Here is a 15,802-nt window from a genome sequence, read left to right on the forward strand (position 1 = left end):
CGCGCGCCAGGCGCGCGGCCCTTACGCCGCGCGCGCCAGGCGCGCGACGCCCGGCATCTCGCCGGTCGCCAGCCAGTGCGCGCAGTCATCGCCGAGCTGCGCGCGCGCCAGCGCCTCGTAGCGGCGGTTGTCCTGCGGCGTCAGCACGTCGCGCCAGCGGCCATTGACGCCGCGATGCACGAAAGTGCCCGCGCCGCCATCCCACAGCGCGCCGCCCAGCGGCACAGCCTTCGCGCCGTGCGCCTTCATCCACGCGAAGCTGCAGTGTTCCACCATCTGCGAGAAGCGCGCCTCGTCGATCGGGATGTCCAGGAAGGCTGCGATGCGGCGGATGGCGCCGGGCAGGTCCACCTTCAGCTCGGCATAGTGCAGCAGCATCAGGTTCGGCAGCGCGCGCACCGCCCACCAGCTGCGGATGTTCTCCCAGAAGGACCAGAGCGGGTAGCCGTCGCCCTCCAGCCATTCCAGGAAATACTGCCGCACATCGGCGGGCGGGCGCGGACAGGCCGGCCCGACGCGACCGGGCGTGTCGTTCAGCAGCTCGTAGAGCAGGCCGTTGGCGTTGGCGAAGTGGTTGTGCAGGCTCCAGACCACGTCGCGGCCGTCGCGCGCGATGTAGATGTATTTCGCCTTCGGCGACCAGACCAGCGCATCCACCGGCAGGTGCGTCTTGATGAAGCGGCGATGCGCCTGCGCCTCCACGGCCGGCAGCTTCACCTCCTTCGGCGGCACGCGCAGGTCCAGCCAGGGCGACATCTCCGCCACCGGCACGTCCTCGGCGCCGCCGAAGATCAGCTGGGAGACGATCTGCTGCGTCCAGGTGGTGCCGGACTTGGCATAGGTGCCGATGATGATGTCGTCGTCGCGGAAGGCGAAGTCGTTCCAGATGGTCGAGTCCATGTGGTGGTTGTGGATTTCGCGCGTCTTGATGGGCCAGCCGGCCTCGTCGGTGTGCATCGCCGCTCTCCGTTCCCTCCGAACCCCCTGCGGGGCCGTGGCGCGGTGATAGGCGGGCCGCATGTCGCCGATGTGTCGCCCCGGGTTTCGCGTGTGACAGGGCGCATCCCATCGGCGTGAGCAGCCGTGCTATAGGCCCCGTGGAGCCGCCGGGAGACCGACCGTGATGCTGCATCGCCGCGCCCTGCTGACGCTGCCCGCCGCCGCGCTGCTGGCCGCGCCGTCCCTTGCGCGCGCACAGGCCTGGCCGGCGCGGCCGGTGCGCGTCGTGGTCCCCTTCCCGCCCGGCGGCACGACGGACGTCGTGGCGCGGCTGGTCAGCCAGCGCCTCGGCGCCACGCTCGGCCAGCCCTTCGTGATCGAGAACCGCGCCGGTGCCGGCGGGACTACCGGCTCCGACCTGGTGGCGAAGAGTCCGCCGGACGGCCAGGTCTTCGTCATCTCCAACATCGCCTCGCATGGCGTGGGCCCGAGCGTGTACCGGTCCATGCCCTATGATTCGGTGCGCGACTTCACGCATGTGGCGCTGATGGCCGAGGTGCCCTCGGTGCTGGCGGTGAATGCGGCCAGCCCGATCCGCAGCTTCGCCGACTTCGTTGCCGCGGCGCGCGCCCGGCCGGGGATGACCGTCGCCTCGCCCGGCAACGGCACCTCCAGCCACGCCAAGCAGGAGATCCTGAAGCGCTCCGCCGGCATCGAGACGACGCATGTGCCCTATCGCGGCAGCGGCCCGATGATGAACGACCTGACCGCCGGCAACGTGGACGCGATGATCACCACCCTGGTCGAGGCCGGGCGGAACGACCGCTTCCGCCTGCTGGCCGTCACCGCCGCGCAGCGCGTGGAGGGCTGGCCCGACCTGCCGACCTTCGTCGAGCTCGGCCATCCGGAGCTGGTGGCCTCCACTTGGTTCGGCCTGTCCGGCCCGGCTGGCCTGCCGGAGCCGATCACGACGCGGCTGAACGCCGAGGTCCTGGCCGCCCTGGCGCATCCGGAGGTCGCCCCCCGCCTGGTGGAGACCGGCGCGACCCCGCGGCGGATGAGCGCCCCCGAATACGCCGCCTTCGTCGCCGCCGAGGTGCAGCGCTGGGCGGCGGTGGTCCGCGCCGCCGGGATCCGGGCGGAATAGCGCTGGCGAGGTCTTGACCGCGCCGGCCCGCCCGCCTTTCTCCGCCGGCATGGACTGGCCCGAGCAGGACAAGCCCCAGCCCGCGCCCCGCCCGGAGCCCGACAGCCGGGAGGCGAGGCTGGCCGCCGCGTTGCGCGAGAACCTGCGCCGCCGCAAGGCCCAGGCCCGGGCGCGGGAGGAAGCCGGCAGGCCCCCGCCGCCGGACGAGCCCAAGGACTGATTGTCCGGCCAGCCGGCATGGGCTAACCCCGCCGGGTCACCCGGACAGCGCCGCGAGGTTCCACGCCCCATGCCGATCATGCCCGACCACTGGATCCGCCGCATGGCGACGGAGCACGGCATGATCGAGCCCTTCGTCGAAAGCCAGCGGCGGGAGGGGGTGATCTCCTACGGACTGTCCTCCTACGGCTACGACGCGCGCCTGGCCGACGAGTTCAAGATCTTCACCAACGTGAACAATGCGCTGGTGGACCCGAAATCCTTCAACGAGCAGGGATTCGTCACCCGCAAGGGCGAGACCTGCATCATCCCGCCCAACTCCTTCCTGCTGTGCCACACGGTGGAGTATTTCCGCATCCCGCGCGACGTGCTGGTGATCTGCCTGGGCAAGTCCACCTATGCGCGCTGCGGGCTGATCGTGAACGTCACGCCGCTGGAGCCCGAATGGGAAGGCCAGGTGACGATCGAGATCAGCAACACCACCCCGCTTCCCGCGCGCATCTACGCCAACGAGGGCATCTGCCAGTTCCTGTTCCTGCAGGGAGCCGGCGCGCCGGAGGTCAGCTACGCCGACCGCAAGGGCAAATACATGGGCCAGCGCGGCGTGGCGCTGCCGAAGCTGTGAGCATGGACCGCATCCGCATCCGCGGCGGCAGGCCGCTCTCCGGCGCCATCCCGATCAGCGGGGCGAAGAACGCCGCGCTGCCGCTGATGACGGCCGGCCTGCTCTCCGACGGGCCGCTGGTGCTGGAGAACGCGCCGGACCTGGCGGACATCGCCACCATGCGCGCCCTGCTGCGCCAGCACGGGCTGACGGTGGAGCATGACCGCGCGGCGCGGCGCATCACCCTCTCCGGCACGGCCAGCAGCCTGGAGGCGCCCTACGACATCGTGCGCAAGATGCGCGCGAGCGTGCTGGTGCTCGGCCCCCTCCTCGCCCGCTTCGGGGAGGCGAAGGTCTCCCTGCCCGGCGGCTGCGCCATCGGCACGCGGCCCGTGGACCTGCACCTGAAGGGGCTGGAGCAGATGGGCGCCACCATCGAGCTCGACAGCGGCTACATCCACGCGCGCGCCCCGCGTGGCGGGCTGCGCGGGGCGCGCGTCATCTTCCCGCAGGTCAGCGTCGGCGCCACCGAGAACCTGCTGATGGCCGCCGCGCTGGCCGACGGCGTGACGGAGCTGGTGAACGCCGCGCGCGAGCCCGAGATCGGCGACCTCGCCATGTGCCTGATGCGCATGGGCGCGCGCATCGAGGGCATCGGCACCGACCGCCTGACGATCGAAGGCGTGAAGCGCCTTGGTGCCGCGACGCATCCCGTCATCCCGGACCGCATCGAGGCCGGCACCTATGCCTGCGCCGCCGCCATCACCGGCGGCACGGTCCTGCTGGAAGGCGCGCGGCTCACCGACCTCGGCGCCGTGGTGCGCGTGCTGCGCGACGCCGGCGTGGACGTGGCCGAGCGCGTGGAGGGTCTGCAGGTGTCGCGGCTGAACGGCCTGCACGGCACCGACGTGATGACGGAGCCCTTCCCCGGCTTCGCCACCGACATGCAGGCGCAGTTCATGGCGCTGATGTGCGTGGCCGACGGCGCGGCGATGATCACCGAGACGATCTTCGAGAACCGCTTCATGCACGTACCGGAGCTGATGCGCATGGGCGCGCGCATCAAGTATCACGGCCAGAGCGCCATCGTGCGCGGCGTGCCGAAGCTGTCGGGCGCGCCGGTGATGGCGACCGACCTGCGCGCCTCCGTGTCGCTGGTGCTGGCCGGGCTGGCAGCCCAGGGCGAGACCATCGTCAACCGCGTCTACCACCTGGACCGCGGCTACGAGGCGGTGGAGCGCAAGCTGGCCGCGGTGGGCGCCGACATCGAGCGCATCGCGGCCTGACCCCTGCCCGCTCATCCGATCGTATGAGGCGGCCGGCGATCCGGACGCCTAGGATCGGCAGGCATGAGGGAGGCAACGGCGATGCCGACGCTGGCCGGTCTGCTGGAACGGCTGTTCGAGGGGCTGCGGGCGCGCGACCACGCCGCCATGGCGGCCTGCTACCAACCGGACGCCACCTTCGAGGACATCGCCTTCCGCCTGAACGGCCGGAAGGCGATCCACGCGATGTGGCACATGATCGCGGACAGCGACCTGCGCGCGACCTATGCCATTGAGCGGGCGGAGGAATCGGGCGGGCTCGCGCATTGGACGGCGGAGTACACCTTCCGGGACACCGGCCGCCCGGTGCGCAACGAGATCGTCTCGCGCTTCACCTTCCGCGACGGGCTGATCGCCACGCAGGTGGACGAAAGCGACGCGCTGCGCTGGGGCATGCAGGCGCTCGGCCCGGTGGGCGGCCTCGCCACCTGGATCGCGCCGCCACTGCGGCGCCGCAAGGCGCAGGCGAAGCTCGACGCCTTCATCCAGGCGCATCCGGAGTACCGGTGAGCGGCGGCAGCCGCGCCACCAGCTCCGCCTTCAGCACCTTGCCCGCCGAGTTGCGCGGCAGGTCCGGCAGCAGGAGCACCGCGCGCGGCAGCTTGTAGGGCGCGAGCCGCGCGCGGCAGGCGGCCAGCAGTTCCGCCCCGGTCACCGCGCCGCGCGCCACGACGAAGGCCGCGACCTCCTCGCCCTTCTCGCGCGAGGGCCAGCCGACCACCGCGGCCTCCGCCACGCGCGCGTCGGAGAGCAGCACGGACTCGATCTCCGCGGGGTAGATGTTGATGCCCGCGCGGATGATCATGTCCTTCTTCCGCCCCTTCAGCGTGACGAAGCCGGCCGCGTCGAGGGAAGCCAGGTCGCCGGGCAGGAACCAGCCCTCCACGAAGGCCTCGCGGCTCGCCTCCTCGTCGTTGCGGAAGCCCTGCGCGACGCCGGGCCCGCGATAGGCCAGCCGCCCGACCTCGCCGGGCGCCAGGTGGTGACCGTCGTCGTCCAGGATGGCGACCTCCACGCCGAAGACCGGGCGGCCGACGCTGTCGCCATGCGCCTCGATGTCCTCCGGCCGCAGCAGGGAGACGCCGCCCCCTTCGGTGGAGGCGTAGTATTCGTGGAAGCCGGCGCAGATGCGGTCGCGGATGGCATGGCGCTCCCAGGGATGCAGCGGCGCGCCCGAGGACAGCAGCAGCCGCATGGCCCGCAGCGGCGCCAGCGCAGCATCCGGCAGGTCCAGCAGGCGGCGCAGCTGCGTCGGCACCAGGAAGGCGGAGGTCGCGCCGCGCCGCGCCACCTCGGCCACGAACGCCTCGGGCGGCCATGGCGGCGGGAACAGCACGACGGTGCCGCCGGAGAACAGCAGCGAGACGGCGAAGGTGCGCCCACCGCCGAAATAGAGCGGCGTCGCCGAGAGATAGGTCTCGCGGCTGTTCAGCCCGAGGTCGATCCAGTGCGTCCAGAGCCGCCGCAGGAACTGCCCATGCGTCACCGCCGGCCCCTTCGGCCGCCCGGTCGTGCCGGAGGAGAGCGAGAGCACGAAGGGCAGCGATGCGCAGGCCTCGCCGGTCGGGAAGGCCAGATTCGCGGGCGCGCGCGCGACGGCGGCGAGGAAGGCGCCGTCCACGGCCACGCAGCGAGTCCCATCCGGCAGTGCGGCGTCGGGCTCCACCAGCACGAGCGTCGCGCCGAAATGCGTCGCCAGCGCGGACTGCTCGGCGGTGGTCCAGCGCCAGTCCATCGGCAGCGCCAGCGCACCCATGCGCGCCGCCGCGTAGAGCGCGAGCAGGTGCTCCGGCGTGTCGCGCAGCGCGATGCCCAGCACGTCGCCCTGCCGCAGCCCGAGCGCGGCGAGATGCGCGGCGAAGCGGCGCACCGTCGCATCCAGCTCGGCATAGGGGATCACCCGCTCGCCCGCGAGGATCGCCGGCACGTCCGGCCGCGCGCGGGCGTGGTGCGGCAGCGCGTCGGCCAGGTTCATGCGGGCAGGCCGTAGACGCGCAGCGCGTTGTCGCGCAGGAACTTGCGGCGCGGCCCCGGGCGCAGGCCCAGCGCCTCCACCTCCGCCCGCGTGCGCGCGAAGTCCAGCACCGGGAAGTCGGTGCCGAACATCACCTTGTCCTGGCCGTAGCTGTCGATGTAGCGCACCACGCTCTCCGGCCAGTATCGCGGCGAATGGGCGTCCGTCACGATGAAGACGTTGGCGTGCTTCCAGGCCATCGCGATCATCTCCTCGTGCCAGGGGATGCCGATGTGGATGCCGATGAGCTTCAGCTCCGGGAAGTCGCAGGCCACGCTGTCCAGCGTGATCGGCCGCCCGACCGAGCGACGCGGATAGGAGGCGTCGTAGATCAGGGACTGCCCGACCTGCAGCTGGATCGGCACGCCGAGCTCGCAGCATTCCGCGTAGAACGGGTACCACCGGGCGTGGTCCGGCGGCAGCTCGAACCAGTGCGGGTAGCCATGCGCGCCGATGAAGCCGTGCTCCTTCACCGCGCGCCGCAGCGCCCGCACGCCCTCCATGCCCTCCGTGGGATCGATGCCGGCGAGGCCCGAGAAGCGGTCGGGGTGCCTGCGCACCGCCTCCGCCACAAGCTCGTAGGGCACGTGGTAGCAGGCCGGGTGCCACTTCACGCCGACCTTGGCGGCGACGAGGAAGGCGCGCTGGATGCCGGCGGCGTCCATGCGCCGCAGCATCTCGTCCAGCTCGATGCCCTCGAAGGTGCCGCGGTCCACGCCGATCTTGCCCTGGTAGAAGGCGCGGCGGTCCGGGCGGCCGGCCAGCGCCTGCTTCGTCCAGATGTTCACCACCGTGTCCACGGCCAGCACGTCGTGCGCCGTCGCTGCGGGCTGCTCCATCGCGTCCATCCCTCGTTGCCGCGCGGGGGTTCCCTTCCCCGGCGCCGCGCCGCAACCTGCGTCCCGGGACAAGGAGGGAGCACGAACCATGATCCGTGCCAACCGCCGCGCGCTGCTCGCCGCCGCGACCGCCGCACTGGCCGCCCCGGCAGGCGCACAGGCGCCTTGGGCGCCTTCGCGCCCGATCCGCATGATGGTCGGATTCCCGCCGGGCGGCGCGGCCGACATCCTCGCCCGCCGCCTGGCCGAGGGGATCGCCCCGGCGCTCGGGCAACCCGTGGTGGTGGAGAACCGCCCGGGCGCCGGCGCGCAGATCGCGGTGGACGCCGTGGCGAAGGCGCCGGCCGACGGCAGCGTGATCGGCCTCTGCCCGGTCGGTCCCCTCGCCGTGAACCCGGTGCTCACACCCGCCCGCGTGCCCTACGACGCCGCGAACGACTTCACCGTGCTCGTCCAGGCCTGGGACCAGCCCAACGTGCTGGTCGGCGCGATGGACGTGCCGCAGGCCTGGCCGGACTTCGTCGCCTGGCTGCGAGCCCGCCCGGACGAACCCTTCGCCTCGGTCGGCCCCGGCACCTCCAACCACCTGGTGGGCGAATTGCTGGCGCGCGCGCTGAACGTGCGGATGCAGCACGTGCCCTATCGCGGCTCGCCGGCGGCGCTGACGGACATCATGTCGGGTCGGCTCAAGCTGTTCGTGGACAACGTCATCACCACCATCCCGCTGGCGCGGGAGGGCAAGGTGCGCGCGTTGGCGGTCACCACGCAGCGCCGCGTGGACGCGCTGCCGGAGGTGCCGACCATGGCGGAGCTCGGCCTGCCGGACGTCACCGTCTCCTCCTGGCAGGTCGTCATCGGCCCGCGCGGCCTGCCCGCGCCGATCGTCGCGCGGCTGAACGCGGAGCTGGACCGCGCGATCCGCGCGCCGGAGATGGTCGCCTGGATGGCCTCGATCGGCGCGCAGCCTGTCGGCGGCAGCGCGGCCGACGCGAGCGCGATGGTGGCGCGGGAGCGCGAGCGCTGGGCGCGCGTGATCCCGACCCTCGGCATCAGCGTGGACTGAGGTGATGACCACGCTGCGCGTCGTCACCATCGGCCAGGCGCCGCGCCCGGCGCTGGAGGCGGAGATCGCCGCGGCGGTGCCGGGGCTGGCCGTCGCGCTCGAAGGCGCGCTGGACGGGCTGACGCGAACGGAGATCGCCGCGCTGGCGCCGCGCGACGACGCCGACACGCTGTTCACGCCGCTGCCCTCGGGCGAGGGCGTCGCCATCTCCAAGGCCGCGGTGACGGAGCGGCTGCGCGCGCGGCTGCCCGCCATCTCCGGCCCGGTCCTGCTGGCCTGCACCGGTGCCTTCAAGGGCCTGCCTGAGCGCGTGGACCTGGTGCAGCCCTCTGCCGTGCTGAACGCGCTGGCCGGGGCGATACTCCCGCGCGGCCGGCTCGGCCTCGCCGTGCCCTTCGCGGAGCAGGTCGCGACGCTCTGCGCCGAGCGCCGCCGGCCGGGGCTGGAGGTGGCCGCGGTGGCGCTGCGCCCGGGCTCCGACGACGCGGCGCGCGAGGCTGCCGCACGGGACCTCGCGGCCACGCGGCCCGATCTCGTGCTGCTCGACTGCATCTCCTACACGCGCGCCGACAAGGCGGCCTTCGCGGCGGTGCTGGGCTGCCCGGTGCTGCTCTCCGTCGCGGTCGCAGCGCGCGCGGCGGCGTGCCTGCTGGACGGGTAGCGCGGCTCAGCCGCGCCCGGCCTCCTCGATCACTGCCTCCAGAGTCACCTCGCGCCCGACGCCGCCCAGCGCCTCCGCGAAGCCCGTGCGGCGCAGCAGGTCGCGCACGCGGCCATGCGCGCCGGCGATGCGGAAGCCGATGCCGCGCGCCGCCAGAACCTCCTGCAGCTTCGCCAGCATGCGCGCGCCGGCCAGGTCCATGTTGGGCGCCGAGGACAGCTCGCAGACCACCAGCCGCACCGATCCCGCCGGCTCCGCCGCCAGCCGGCGCAGCACCGCCTCCTGCACGTTCTCCGCACTGACGTAGGAGAGCGCGCCCTCCGGCCGGAAGGCCAGCACGCCGGGGACCGGCACGTTCTCAGGGTGGCGTTCCATGTCGCTGAACTGCCCCGTGCCCGAGATGCGGCCGAGGAAGGCGACATGCGGCCGCGCCGCGCGCACCAGCATCATCAGCACCGAGGCCAGCGCCGCCAGCAGCACGCCCTGCAGGATGCCGAGCAGCAGCACGCCGACCAGCGCGACCAGCGCCGCGGCGAAGTCCGTCCGGCTCACGCGCCACAGCCGCGCCAGCGCGGGGATGTCGATCAGCCCCGCCACCGCCGTCAGCACCACCGCGGCCAGCGCCGCCTTCGGCAGGTCCGCCAGCAGGCCGGTGAGGAACAGCAGGCAGAGCGCGAGCGTGGCGGAGGCGACCAGCAGCGCCAGCGGCGTGCGCGCGCCCGCACGCTCGTTCACCGCGGATTGCGAGAGGCCGCCCGCCACCGGATAGCCCTGGCCGAGCGCCGCCAGCGCATTGGCGGCGCCGAGGCCGAGCAGCTCCTGCCGCGGATCGATGGCGTAGCCATGCTTCTCCGCGAAGCTGCGGGCGGCGGAGACGCCCTCGATATAGGCCAGCAGCACGCACCCCGCCGCGAGCGGGAAGATGCCCTCGACGTCGCGCAGCCGCAGGGCCGGCAGGCCGAGATCGGGCAGGCCTGGCGGGATGGCGCCGGTGACCGCGACGCCGTGCGCGTCGAGCCCGAGCAGCCCGACCGCCAGGATCGCCAGCGCGATCACCGCCAGGCCGACGGGCCGGCCCGGGAAGCGCCGGTTGCCGACGACCAGCAGCAGGATGGCGACGCCGCCGAGCGCCAGCGCGTAGGGATTGGTGCCGCCGACCTGGCGCAGCAGCAGCACCACGCGCTCCACCACGTCGTGCCCGCCGCCGGGCACGCCGAACAGCGCCGGAAGCTGGGTCAGCGCGATGGTGATGCCGGCGCCGGCGCGGAAGCCCACCAGCACGCTGTCGCTGATCAGCTTCACCAGCACGCTGAGCCGCAGCGCCCAGGCGACCAGGCAGATCAGGGCCACCGCCACGGCGGTGAGCGTCGCGATGGCGACGTAGCGGGCCGGATCGCCCGCCGCCATCGTCGCGACCTGCGCGCCGACCATCAGCGAGATCGCGGAGGTCGGGCCGACCGCGAGATGGCGGGAGGAGCCGAGCAGTGCATAGCCGATGCCGCCCAGCATGTAGCCATAGACGCCGAGCTGCGGCGGCAGCCCGGCCAGCGCGGCATAGGCCAGCGCGACGGGGATGGCGTACGCGGCCAGCGTGACGCCAGCGATCGCATCCGCACCCGCGGTCGCCGGCGTGGTGCCGCGCAGCCACGCGGCAGGCGGGAAGAACGGCATGCGGCCCTGCTCCTTCACGGGAAGCGCAGGGCGATGACGCCCAGCTCCGCCAGGGCGCGCAGCATCACCTGCAGCCCGATCGCCGTCTGCGTGACGCCCAGCACCACGGCCAGCACCTGCAGCGCCGTGGCGGTCCAGCGCAGGATCGCATGGGCGAAGAGCATGGCGAGCCAGTCCAGCACCAGGATCGCCAGCAGCACCAGCGCGATGGTCAGCCGCGCCGCCGCATCCTCCTCGGCCAGCGCGGTGAAGACGATGGTCGCCGCGATGCCGTAGGGCGTGACGATGATGGGGAAGGCCAGCGGGTTGATGGCGAGGCGCCGCAGCGCCTCCGGCGCGTGATCGGCGGCGGGGCGGGCGCGCGCCGTGCCCGAGAACTGCTCCAGGACGGTCCTGAGCGCCACGAGGAACAGCACGAGGCCGCCGGTCAGCGCCAGCACCGGCGTCGGCATGTTGAAGTTCTCGAGCATGCTGCGGCCGAGCGCGCCGGCGATGGCGAGGCCGGCAGCGGCGAACAGGATGGCGCGCGTCGCCAGCGCGCGCCGCGCCTCGGCATCCAGGCCGCGCGTCATGTCCACGAAGGGCACCAGGATCTTGATCGGCCCGAGCATCAGGAAGAGCATCAGGAACATCTGCTTCGCGCCGATCGGCCCGCGCGGCGCCGGCGGCTCGGCCACGCCCTGCGCCAGCGCCGGGACCGCGACCCCCAGCAGCAGCACACCCAGCACGGCGGCCACGGCAAGGCGGACGGGTCGGGCATCGGAAACACGCATCATGCAAGCATGCCGCCATGCGGCCGCGCCGGCGAAGCGGATTCGGTATCGATATCCGCGCGCCCGCCGCCCGCGGCAGATCAGTGGCTCGTCACGCCCAGGTGGCGGTCGAGCAGCGCGGGATCGGCCAGCATGTCGCGCGCCGCACCCTCCGCCGCCACGCGGCCGCGCTCCAGGATCACCGCGCGGTCGGCGACCGGCAGGATCTGGCCGGCATGCTGCTCCACGACGATCGCGGCCATCCCCTCCTCCCGCACCAGGCGGCGGATGGCGGCCAGCAGCATCTGCACGATGACCGGGGCGAGCCCCTCCAGCGGCTCGTCCAGAAGCAGCAGGCGGGGGTTGAGCATCAGCGCGCGGCCGATCGCCAGCATCTGCTGCTCCCCGCCCGAGAGTTGGCTGCCCAGGTTGCCGCGCCGCTCCGCCAGGCGGGGGAACAGCTCGTACACCGCCGGTACGGTCCAGCGGCCCGGGCGCGCGACGGCGGAGAGGTTCTCCTCCACCGTCAGGGAGCGGAACACGTTGCGCTCCTGCGGCACCCAGCCCAGGCCGAGCACGGCGCGGCGCTCCGGCGGCAGCCGGTCCAGCACGGTGCCGCCCAGCCGGATACTGCCGCCGCGCTGCCGCGCGACGCCCATCAGCGTGCAGATCAGCGTGGTCTTGCCGGCGCCGTTGCGGCCGAGCAGCGCGACTGCCTCGCCCGGCGCGACGGCCAGCGAGACGCCTTCCAGCACCATGCCCTCGCCCCAGCCGGCGACGAGGGCGTCCACGGACAGAAGGGCGTCAGCCATGCGCCGGCTCGCCCAGATAGGCCTCCCGCACGCGGGGATCGCGGGCGATCTCCTCCGGCGTGCCCTCCGCCAGCACGGCGCCCTGCGCCAGCACGGTGATCCGCTGCGCGAAGCGGAACACCAGGTCCATGTCGTGCTCGATCAGCAGCACGGCGACGTCGGCCGGCAGCGCGGCGATGGCCTGCATCACCTCCCGGCTCTCGGCCGGCGGCACGCCGGCGGCCGGCTCGTCCAGCAACAGCACGCGCGGGCGCAGCGCCAGCGCCAGCGCGATCTCCAGCAGGCGCTGGCGGCCATAGGGCAGGCCGGAGGTGAGGCGGCCGCGGTCCGCGGCGTCGAAGCGCAGCGTGTCCAGCAGCTGCACGGCTTCCTCGCGCAGCGGGCCCATGCCGCGCAGCGGCCGCCACCAGGTCGCGCCGGCGCCCTCGCGCTCCGCCAGGGCCATGGTCACCGCCTCCAGCGGCGTGAGTTCGGGAAAGAGCTGGTTGACCTGGAAGGTGCGCGCCAGGCCGCGGCGCACGCGCTGGTGCTGCGGCAGCGCGGTGATGTCCTCGCCGAACAGCGACAGCGTCCCGCCGCTGGCCGGCAGCGCGCCGGAGAGCAGGTTGACGAAGGTCGTCTTGCCCGCGCCGTTGGGCCCGATCAGCGCGTGGCGCGCGCCCTCGGCCAGGGTGAAGTCCACCCCGTCCACCGCGACGAACCCGCCGAAGCGGCGCGTCAGCCCATGCGTGGACAGCGCGCTCATCCGCGCCCCCGGCCCAGGCGGCGCAGCAGGCCCATGATGCCGCCGCGCCCGGCCAGCGCCAGCGCGACCAGCGCGATGCCCAGCCAGAACTGCCAGAATTGCGGGCTGGCCTCGGACAGCGCGTGATGCGCCACGGTGAAGGCCGCCGCGCCGAGCAGCGCGCCGTGCAGGCTGCCGAGGCCGCCGAGCACCAGCATCAGCAGCCCCTCCGCGGAACGCTGGAAGGACAGCGCATCGAGCGAGACGAACTGCGTGGTCTGCGCCAGCAGCGCGCCGGCGATGCCGGCATAGCCCGCGGCGATGGCATAGGCGGCCGAGAGCCGCGCCTTCACCGGAACGCCGAGCGCCGCCGCGCGCCGCGCATTGCCGCGGATGCCGCGCAGCGACAGGCCGAAGGGCGAGGCCACCAGCAGCCGCGCCAGCACGAACAGCAGGAACAGTACCGCGAGGCTGTAGAGATAGGCGGTGCGGCCGAACAGGTCGAAGCGGAAGGCGCCCAGCAGCGGCCAGACCTCCACCCCCTGCAGCCCATCCGCGCCGCCGGTGACGAAGGCCGCCTTGTTCGCCGCCTCGTAGAGCATCAGCGAGAGGCCGAGCGTCACCATCAGCCCCGCCAGCTCCCCGGCACGCAGCACCAGCGGCGCGGTGAGCAGGCCGAGCAGCGCCGCCGCCGCGCCCGCTGCCAGAAGCCCGCTGATCGGCTCGCCCCAGCCCTGCTGCGCCAGCAGCCCGGCGGTGTAGGCGCCGAGGCCGAAGAACGCCGCATGGCCCAGCGTGACCACGCCGGCATAGCCGACGATGAGGTCGAGCGAGAGCGCGAAGAGCGCGGCGATGGCGATACCGGAGAGCAGCGGCAGGTATTCGGGAAAGGCGAAGTAGGCGCCGACCGCCGCCAGCCATGGCAGCGCTTCCAGGAGCTGCCTTGTCGGGCGCGGCCGATTCACGCCTCCGGTGCTCGGGGCCTCCGGCCCCTCCGCCCTGCGGCGATCGGACGCGCGCATCACGCCGCCTTCCTCAGCAGCCCCTGCGGGCGCAGCAGCAGCAGCACGACCATGGCGGTGTAGATCACGAAGGCGCCGACCTCCGGCACGTAGTATTTGCCCAGCACGTCCACCACGCCCAGCAGCAGCGCCGCCAGGAACGGCCCGATCACCGTGTTGGTGCCGCCCACCGCCACCACGATCAGGAAGTAGACCATGTATTTCAGCGGGAAGGTCGGATCGAGGCCGAGCACCTCCACCCCCAGCGCGCCACCGAGCCCCGCCAGGCCGGAACCCAGCGTGAAGGTCAGCGTGAAGATGCGCGGCACCGGCAGCCCCATGCCGCGCGCCACCACGCCGTCATCCACCGCCGCGCGCAGCCGCGCGCCGAAGCGCGTGCGCACCAGCCCGAAATGCAGCGCCGCCACCACCGCGCCGCAGAGCAGGATCAGGAAGATCCGGTAGCGCCCGAGGCCGACGCCCGCGAATTCCACGCGGCCGGAAAGCCAGCCGGGCAGCTGGATCAGCTGCTGCCGCGCGCCCATGAACCAGTCCACCACCGCGCCGAGCACGAAGACGAGGCCGATGGAGAACAGCACCTGTTCTAGGTGGTCGCTGCGGTAGATACGGACATAGAGCGTGCGCTCCAGCACCCAGCCCAGCGCCGCCGCGGCCAGCGCGGCCGCGGCGACGGCGGGCAGGAAGGGAATGCCCGCCTGGTTCAGCAGCACCACGCAGACATAGCCACCGACCATGCCGAAGGCGCCATGCGCCAGGTTCACCACGTTCATCAGCCCGAGCGTGACGGAGAGCCCGACCGCCAGGACGAACAGCAGCATCCCGCTCGCGACGCCGTCGAGCAGGACGCTGAGGAAGGCGCTCACGCCTCAGCCCGCGTCGCGCACCTGCGGGATGCGGTCGAACTCGATGTTCCAGATCTGCCCGTCGCGGCGCTCCGCGCGGCGGATGTAGATGTCCTGCACGATGTCCCGGGTGTTCGCGTCGATCGTGATCGGCCCGCGCGGGCTCGTCCAGGACAGGCCCTTGCCGGCATTCACCAGCCGCTCCCCGTCGTCGCTGCCGTTCGTCCGCTTCAGCATCTCCGCGATCAGGTGCATCCCGTCATAGCCGCCCACCGCCATGAAGTTCGGCCGCGCATTCGGCAGCCCGGCGCGGAAGGCCGCGATGAAGGCGCGGTTCTCGTCGCTGTCATGCGCGGCCGAATAGTGGTGGGAGGTGACGGCACCCAGCACCGCATCGCCCATGTCGTTCAGGATGTCGTCGTCCAGCACGTCGCCGGTGCCGATCAGCCGTACGCCGGCGGCGGGCAGCCCGCGCTCCGCGAACTGCTTGGTCAGCGCCGCGCCCTCCCCCGAGGGGACGAAGATGAACAGCGCCTCCGGCTGCGCGTCGCGCACGCGCTGCAGGAAGGGGGCATAGTCCGGGTTGCGCAGCGGCGTGCGCAGATCGAGCGTCACGCGCCCGCCGGCGCGGGCGAAGCTGTCCTTGAAGGCGCGTTCGGCGTCCAGCCCCGGCGCGTAGTCCGTCACCAGCGTCGCGACGTTGCGGATGCCGTTGCGCGCCGCCCAGTCCGCCATCGGGGCGGTGGCCTGCGGCAGGGTGAAGCTGGTGCGCAGGATGAAGGGCGAGCGGCTGGGGATGATGCTGGTCGCCGCCGCCATCACCACCATCGGCACCTTGGCCTCGGTGGCGATCGGCGCGGCGGCCAGCGCGAGCGGCGTCAGCCCGAAGCCGGCCAGCGCCTTCACCCGTTCGCGCACCACCAGCTCCTGCGCGTGGCGGCGCGTCACGTCCGGCGCGGTGCCGGTGTCGTCGCGCAGCAGGATCTCGATGCGGCGGCCGCCCTGCGTCTCGCCGTTCTGGCGCAGCCATGCGCGCAGCCCGGCTTCCACCTGCCGGCCGGTGCTGGCGAAGGGCCCGGTCATCGGCAGAATCAGGCCGATGCGGAAGGGCTGCCCCTGCGCGACGGCCGGGCGCGCCAGGCCGGCGGCCAGCGCGGCGCCGGCGCCC

At 73.2% G+C, this 15,802-nt stretch carries 17 protein-coding genes; 7 read left to right on the forward strand and 10 right to left on the reverse strand.

The genetic code is table 11. From position 1 onward, the window contains the following. Positions 1-21: 21 nt before the first annotated feature. Positions 22-957, reverse strand: a complete 936-nt coding sequence (locus tag OZN99_RS11185; protein WP_270935297.1) for a sulfotransferase domain-containing protein — start codon at positions 955-957, stop codon at positions 22-24. A gap of 166 nt (positions 958-1,123) precedes the next feature. On the opposite strand from OZN99_RS11185, the gene OZN99_RS11190 reads away from it, so the two are divergent. From OZN99_RS11190 to OZN99_RS11210, 5 genes are all read left to right on the forward strand, one after another. Next, positions 1,124-2,086 (forward strand): Bug family tripartite tricarboxylate transporter substrate binding protein, encoded by a 963-nt coding sequence (locus OZN99_RS11190; RefSeq protein WP_270935313.1) that lies wholly within the window; start codon positions 1,124-1,126, stop codon positions 2,084-2,086. A 13-nt stretch (positions 2,087-2,099) separates the two neighbouring features. After that, on the forward strand, positions 2,100-2,306 hold the full coding sequence (locus OZN99_RS11195) for a hypothetical protein (protein ID WP_270935298.1): 207 nt from the start codon (positions 2,100-2,102) through the stop codon (positions 2,304-2,306). Between the two features lie 69 nt (positions 2,307-2,375). Next, complete coding sequence (dcd, locus tag OZN99_RS11200) at positions 2,376-2,930, forward strand: dCTP deaminase (protein ID WP_270935299.1); 555 nt, start codon at positions 2,376-2,378, stop codon at positions 2,928-2,930. 2 nt (positions 2,931-2,932) lie between these two features. After that, entirely contained in the window at positions 2,933-4,195 is a 1,263-nt protein-coding gene (gene murA, locus OZN99_RS11205) for a UDP-N-acetylglucosamine 1-carboxyvinyltransferase (RefSeq protein ID WP_270935300.1), read from the forward strand. Between the two features lie 63 nt (positions 4,196-4,258). Then, positions 4,259-4,744 carry a nuclear transport factor 2 family protein gene (locus OZN99_RS11210; protein ID WP_270935301.1) on the forward strand — a complete coding sequence of 162 codons (486 nt, stop codon included), beginning with the start codon at positions 4,259-4,261 and terminating at the stop codon, positions 4,742-4,744. Here OZN99_RS11210 and OZN99_RS11215 read toward each other — a convergent pair. Continuing rightward, entirely contained in the window at positions 4,716-6,209 is a 1,494-nt protein-coding gene (locus OZN99_RS11215) for a class I adenylate-forming enzyme family protein (RefSeq protein WP_270935302.1), read from the reverse strand. The two genes, OZN99_RS11210 and OZN99_RS11215, sit on opposite strands and share 29 nt — an antisense overlap. Then, positions 6,206-7,087 (reverse strand): amidohydrolase family protein, encoded by an 882-nt coding sequence (locus tag OZN99_RS11220; protein ID WP_270935303.1) that lies wholly within the window; start codon positions 7,085-7,087, stop codon positions 6,206-6,208. The genes OZN99_RS11215 and OZN99_RS11220 overlap by 4 nt, the downstream gene beginning before the upstream one ends. 88 nt (positions 7,088-7,175) lie before the next feature. Here OZN99_RS11220 and OZN99_RS11225 point away from each other — a divergent pair, with 88 nt between their 5' ends. Together OZN99_RS11225 and OZN99_RS11230 are read left to right on the forward strand one after the other, a co-directional pair. Continuing rightward, positions 7,176-8,150, forward strand: coding sequence for a Bug family tripartite tricarboxylate transporter substrate binding protein (locus OZN99_RS11225; RefSeq protein WP_270935304.1), 975 nt, complete (start codon positions 7,176-7,178; stop codon positions 8,148-8,150). A gap of 4 nt (positions 8,151-8,154) precedes the next feature. Next, positions 8,155-8,811, forward strand: a complete 657-nt coding sequence (locus OZN99_RS11230) for an AroM family protein (RefSeq protein WP_270935305.1) — start codon at positions 8,155-8,157, stop codon at positions 8,809-8,811. 6 nt (positions 8,812-8,817) lie between these two features. On the opposite strand, the gene OZN99_RS11235 is transcribed toward OZN99_RS11230, so the two are convergent. The 7 genes from OZN99_RS11235 to OZN99_RS11265 form a co-directional block, all read right to left on the reverse strand. Beyond that, positions 8,818-10,482, reverse strand: a complete 1,665-nt coding sequence (locus tag OZN99_RS11235) for a SulP family inorganic anion transporter (protein WP_270935306.1) — start codon at positions 10,480-10,482, stop codon at positions 8,818-8,820. Between the two features lie 14 nt (positions 10,483-10,496). Continuing rightward, positions 10,497-11,258 carry a MarC family protein gene (locus tag OZN99_RS11240; protein ID WP_270935307.1) on the reverse strand — a complete coding sequence of 254 codons (762 nt, stop codon included), beginning with the start codon at positions 11,256-11,258 and terminating at the stop codon, positions 10,497-10,499. A gap of 77 nt (positions 11,259-11,335) precedes the next feature. Then, a complete protein-coding gene (locus OZN99_RS11245) occupies positions 11,336-12,046 on the reverse strand; it encodes an ABC transporter ATP-binding protein (protein WP_270935308.1) in 711 nt (236 codons plus the stop codon). Next, entirely contained in the window at positions 12,039-12,791 is a 753-nt protein-coding gene (locus OZN99_RS11250) for an ABC transporter ATP-binding protein (RefSeq protein WP_270935309.1), read from the reverse strand. Before OZN99_RS11250 ends, OZN99_RS11245 begins: the two co-directional genes overlap by 8 nt. Beyond that, a complete protein-coding gene (locus OZN99_RS11255) occupies positions 12,788-13,735 on the reverse strand; it encodes a branched-chain amino acid ABC transporter permease (protein WP_270935310.1) in 948 nt (315 codons plus the stop codon). The genes OZN99_RS11250 and OZN99_RS11255 overlap by 4 nt, the downstream gene beginning before the upstream one ends. 56 nt (positions 13,736-13,791) lie before the next feature. Continuing rightward, complete coding sequence (locus OZN99_RS11260; RefSeq protein WP_270935311.1) at positions 13,792-14,655, reverse strand: branched-chain amino acid ABC transporter permease; 864 nt, start codon at positions 14,653-14,655, stop codon at positions 13,792-13,794. Between the two features lie 3 nt (positions 14,656-14,658). Continuing rightward, the coding region (locus tag OZN99_RS11265) for an ABC transporter substrate-binding protein (RefSeq protein WP_270935312.1) at positions 14,659-15,802 on the reverse strand (1,144 nt) is incomplete at its 5' end.

Source organism: Falsiroseomonas oryzae (assembly GCF_027856955.1).
Taxonomy (GTDB): Bacteria; Pseudomonadota; Alphaproteobacteria; order Acetobacterales; family Acetobacteraceae; genus Falsiroseomonas; species Falsiroseomonas oryzae.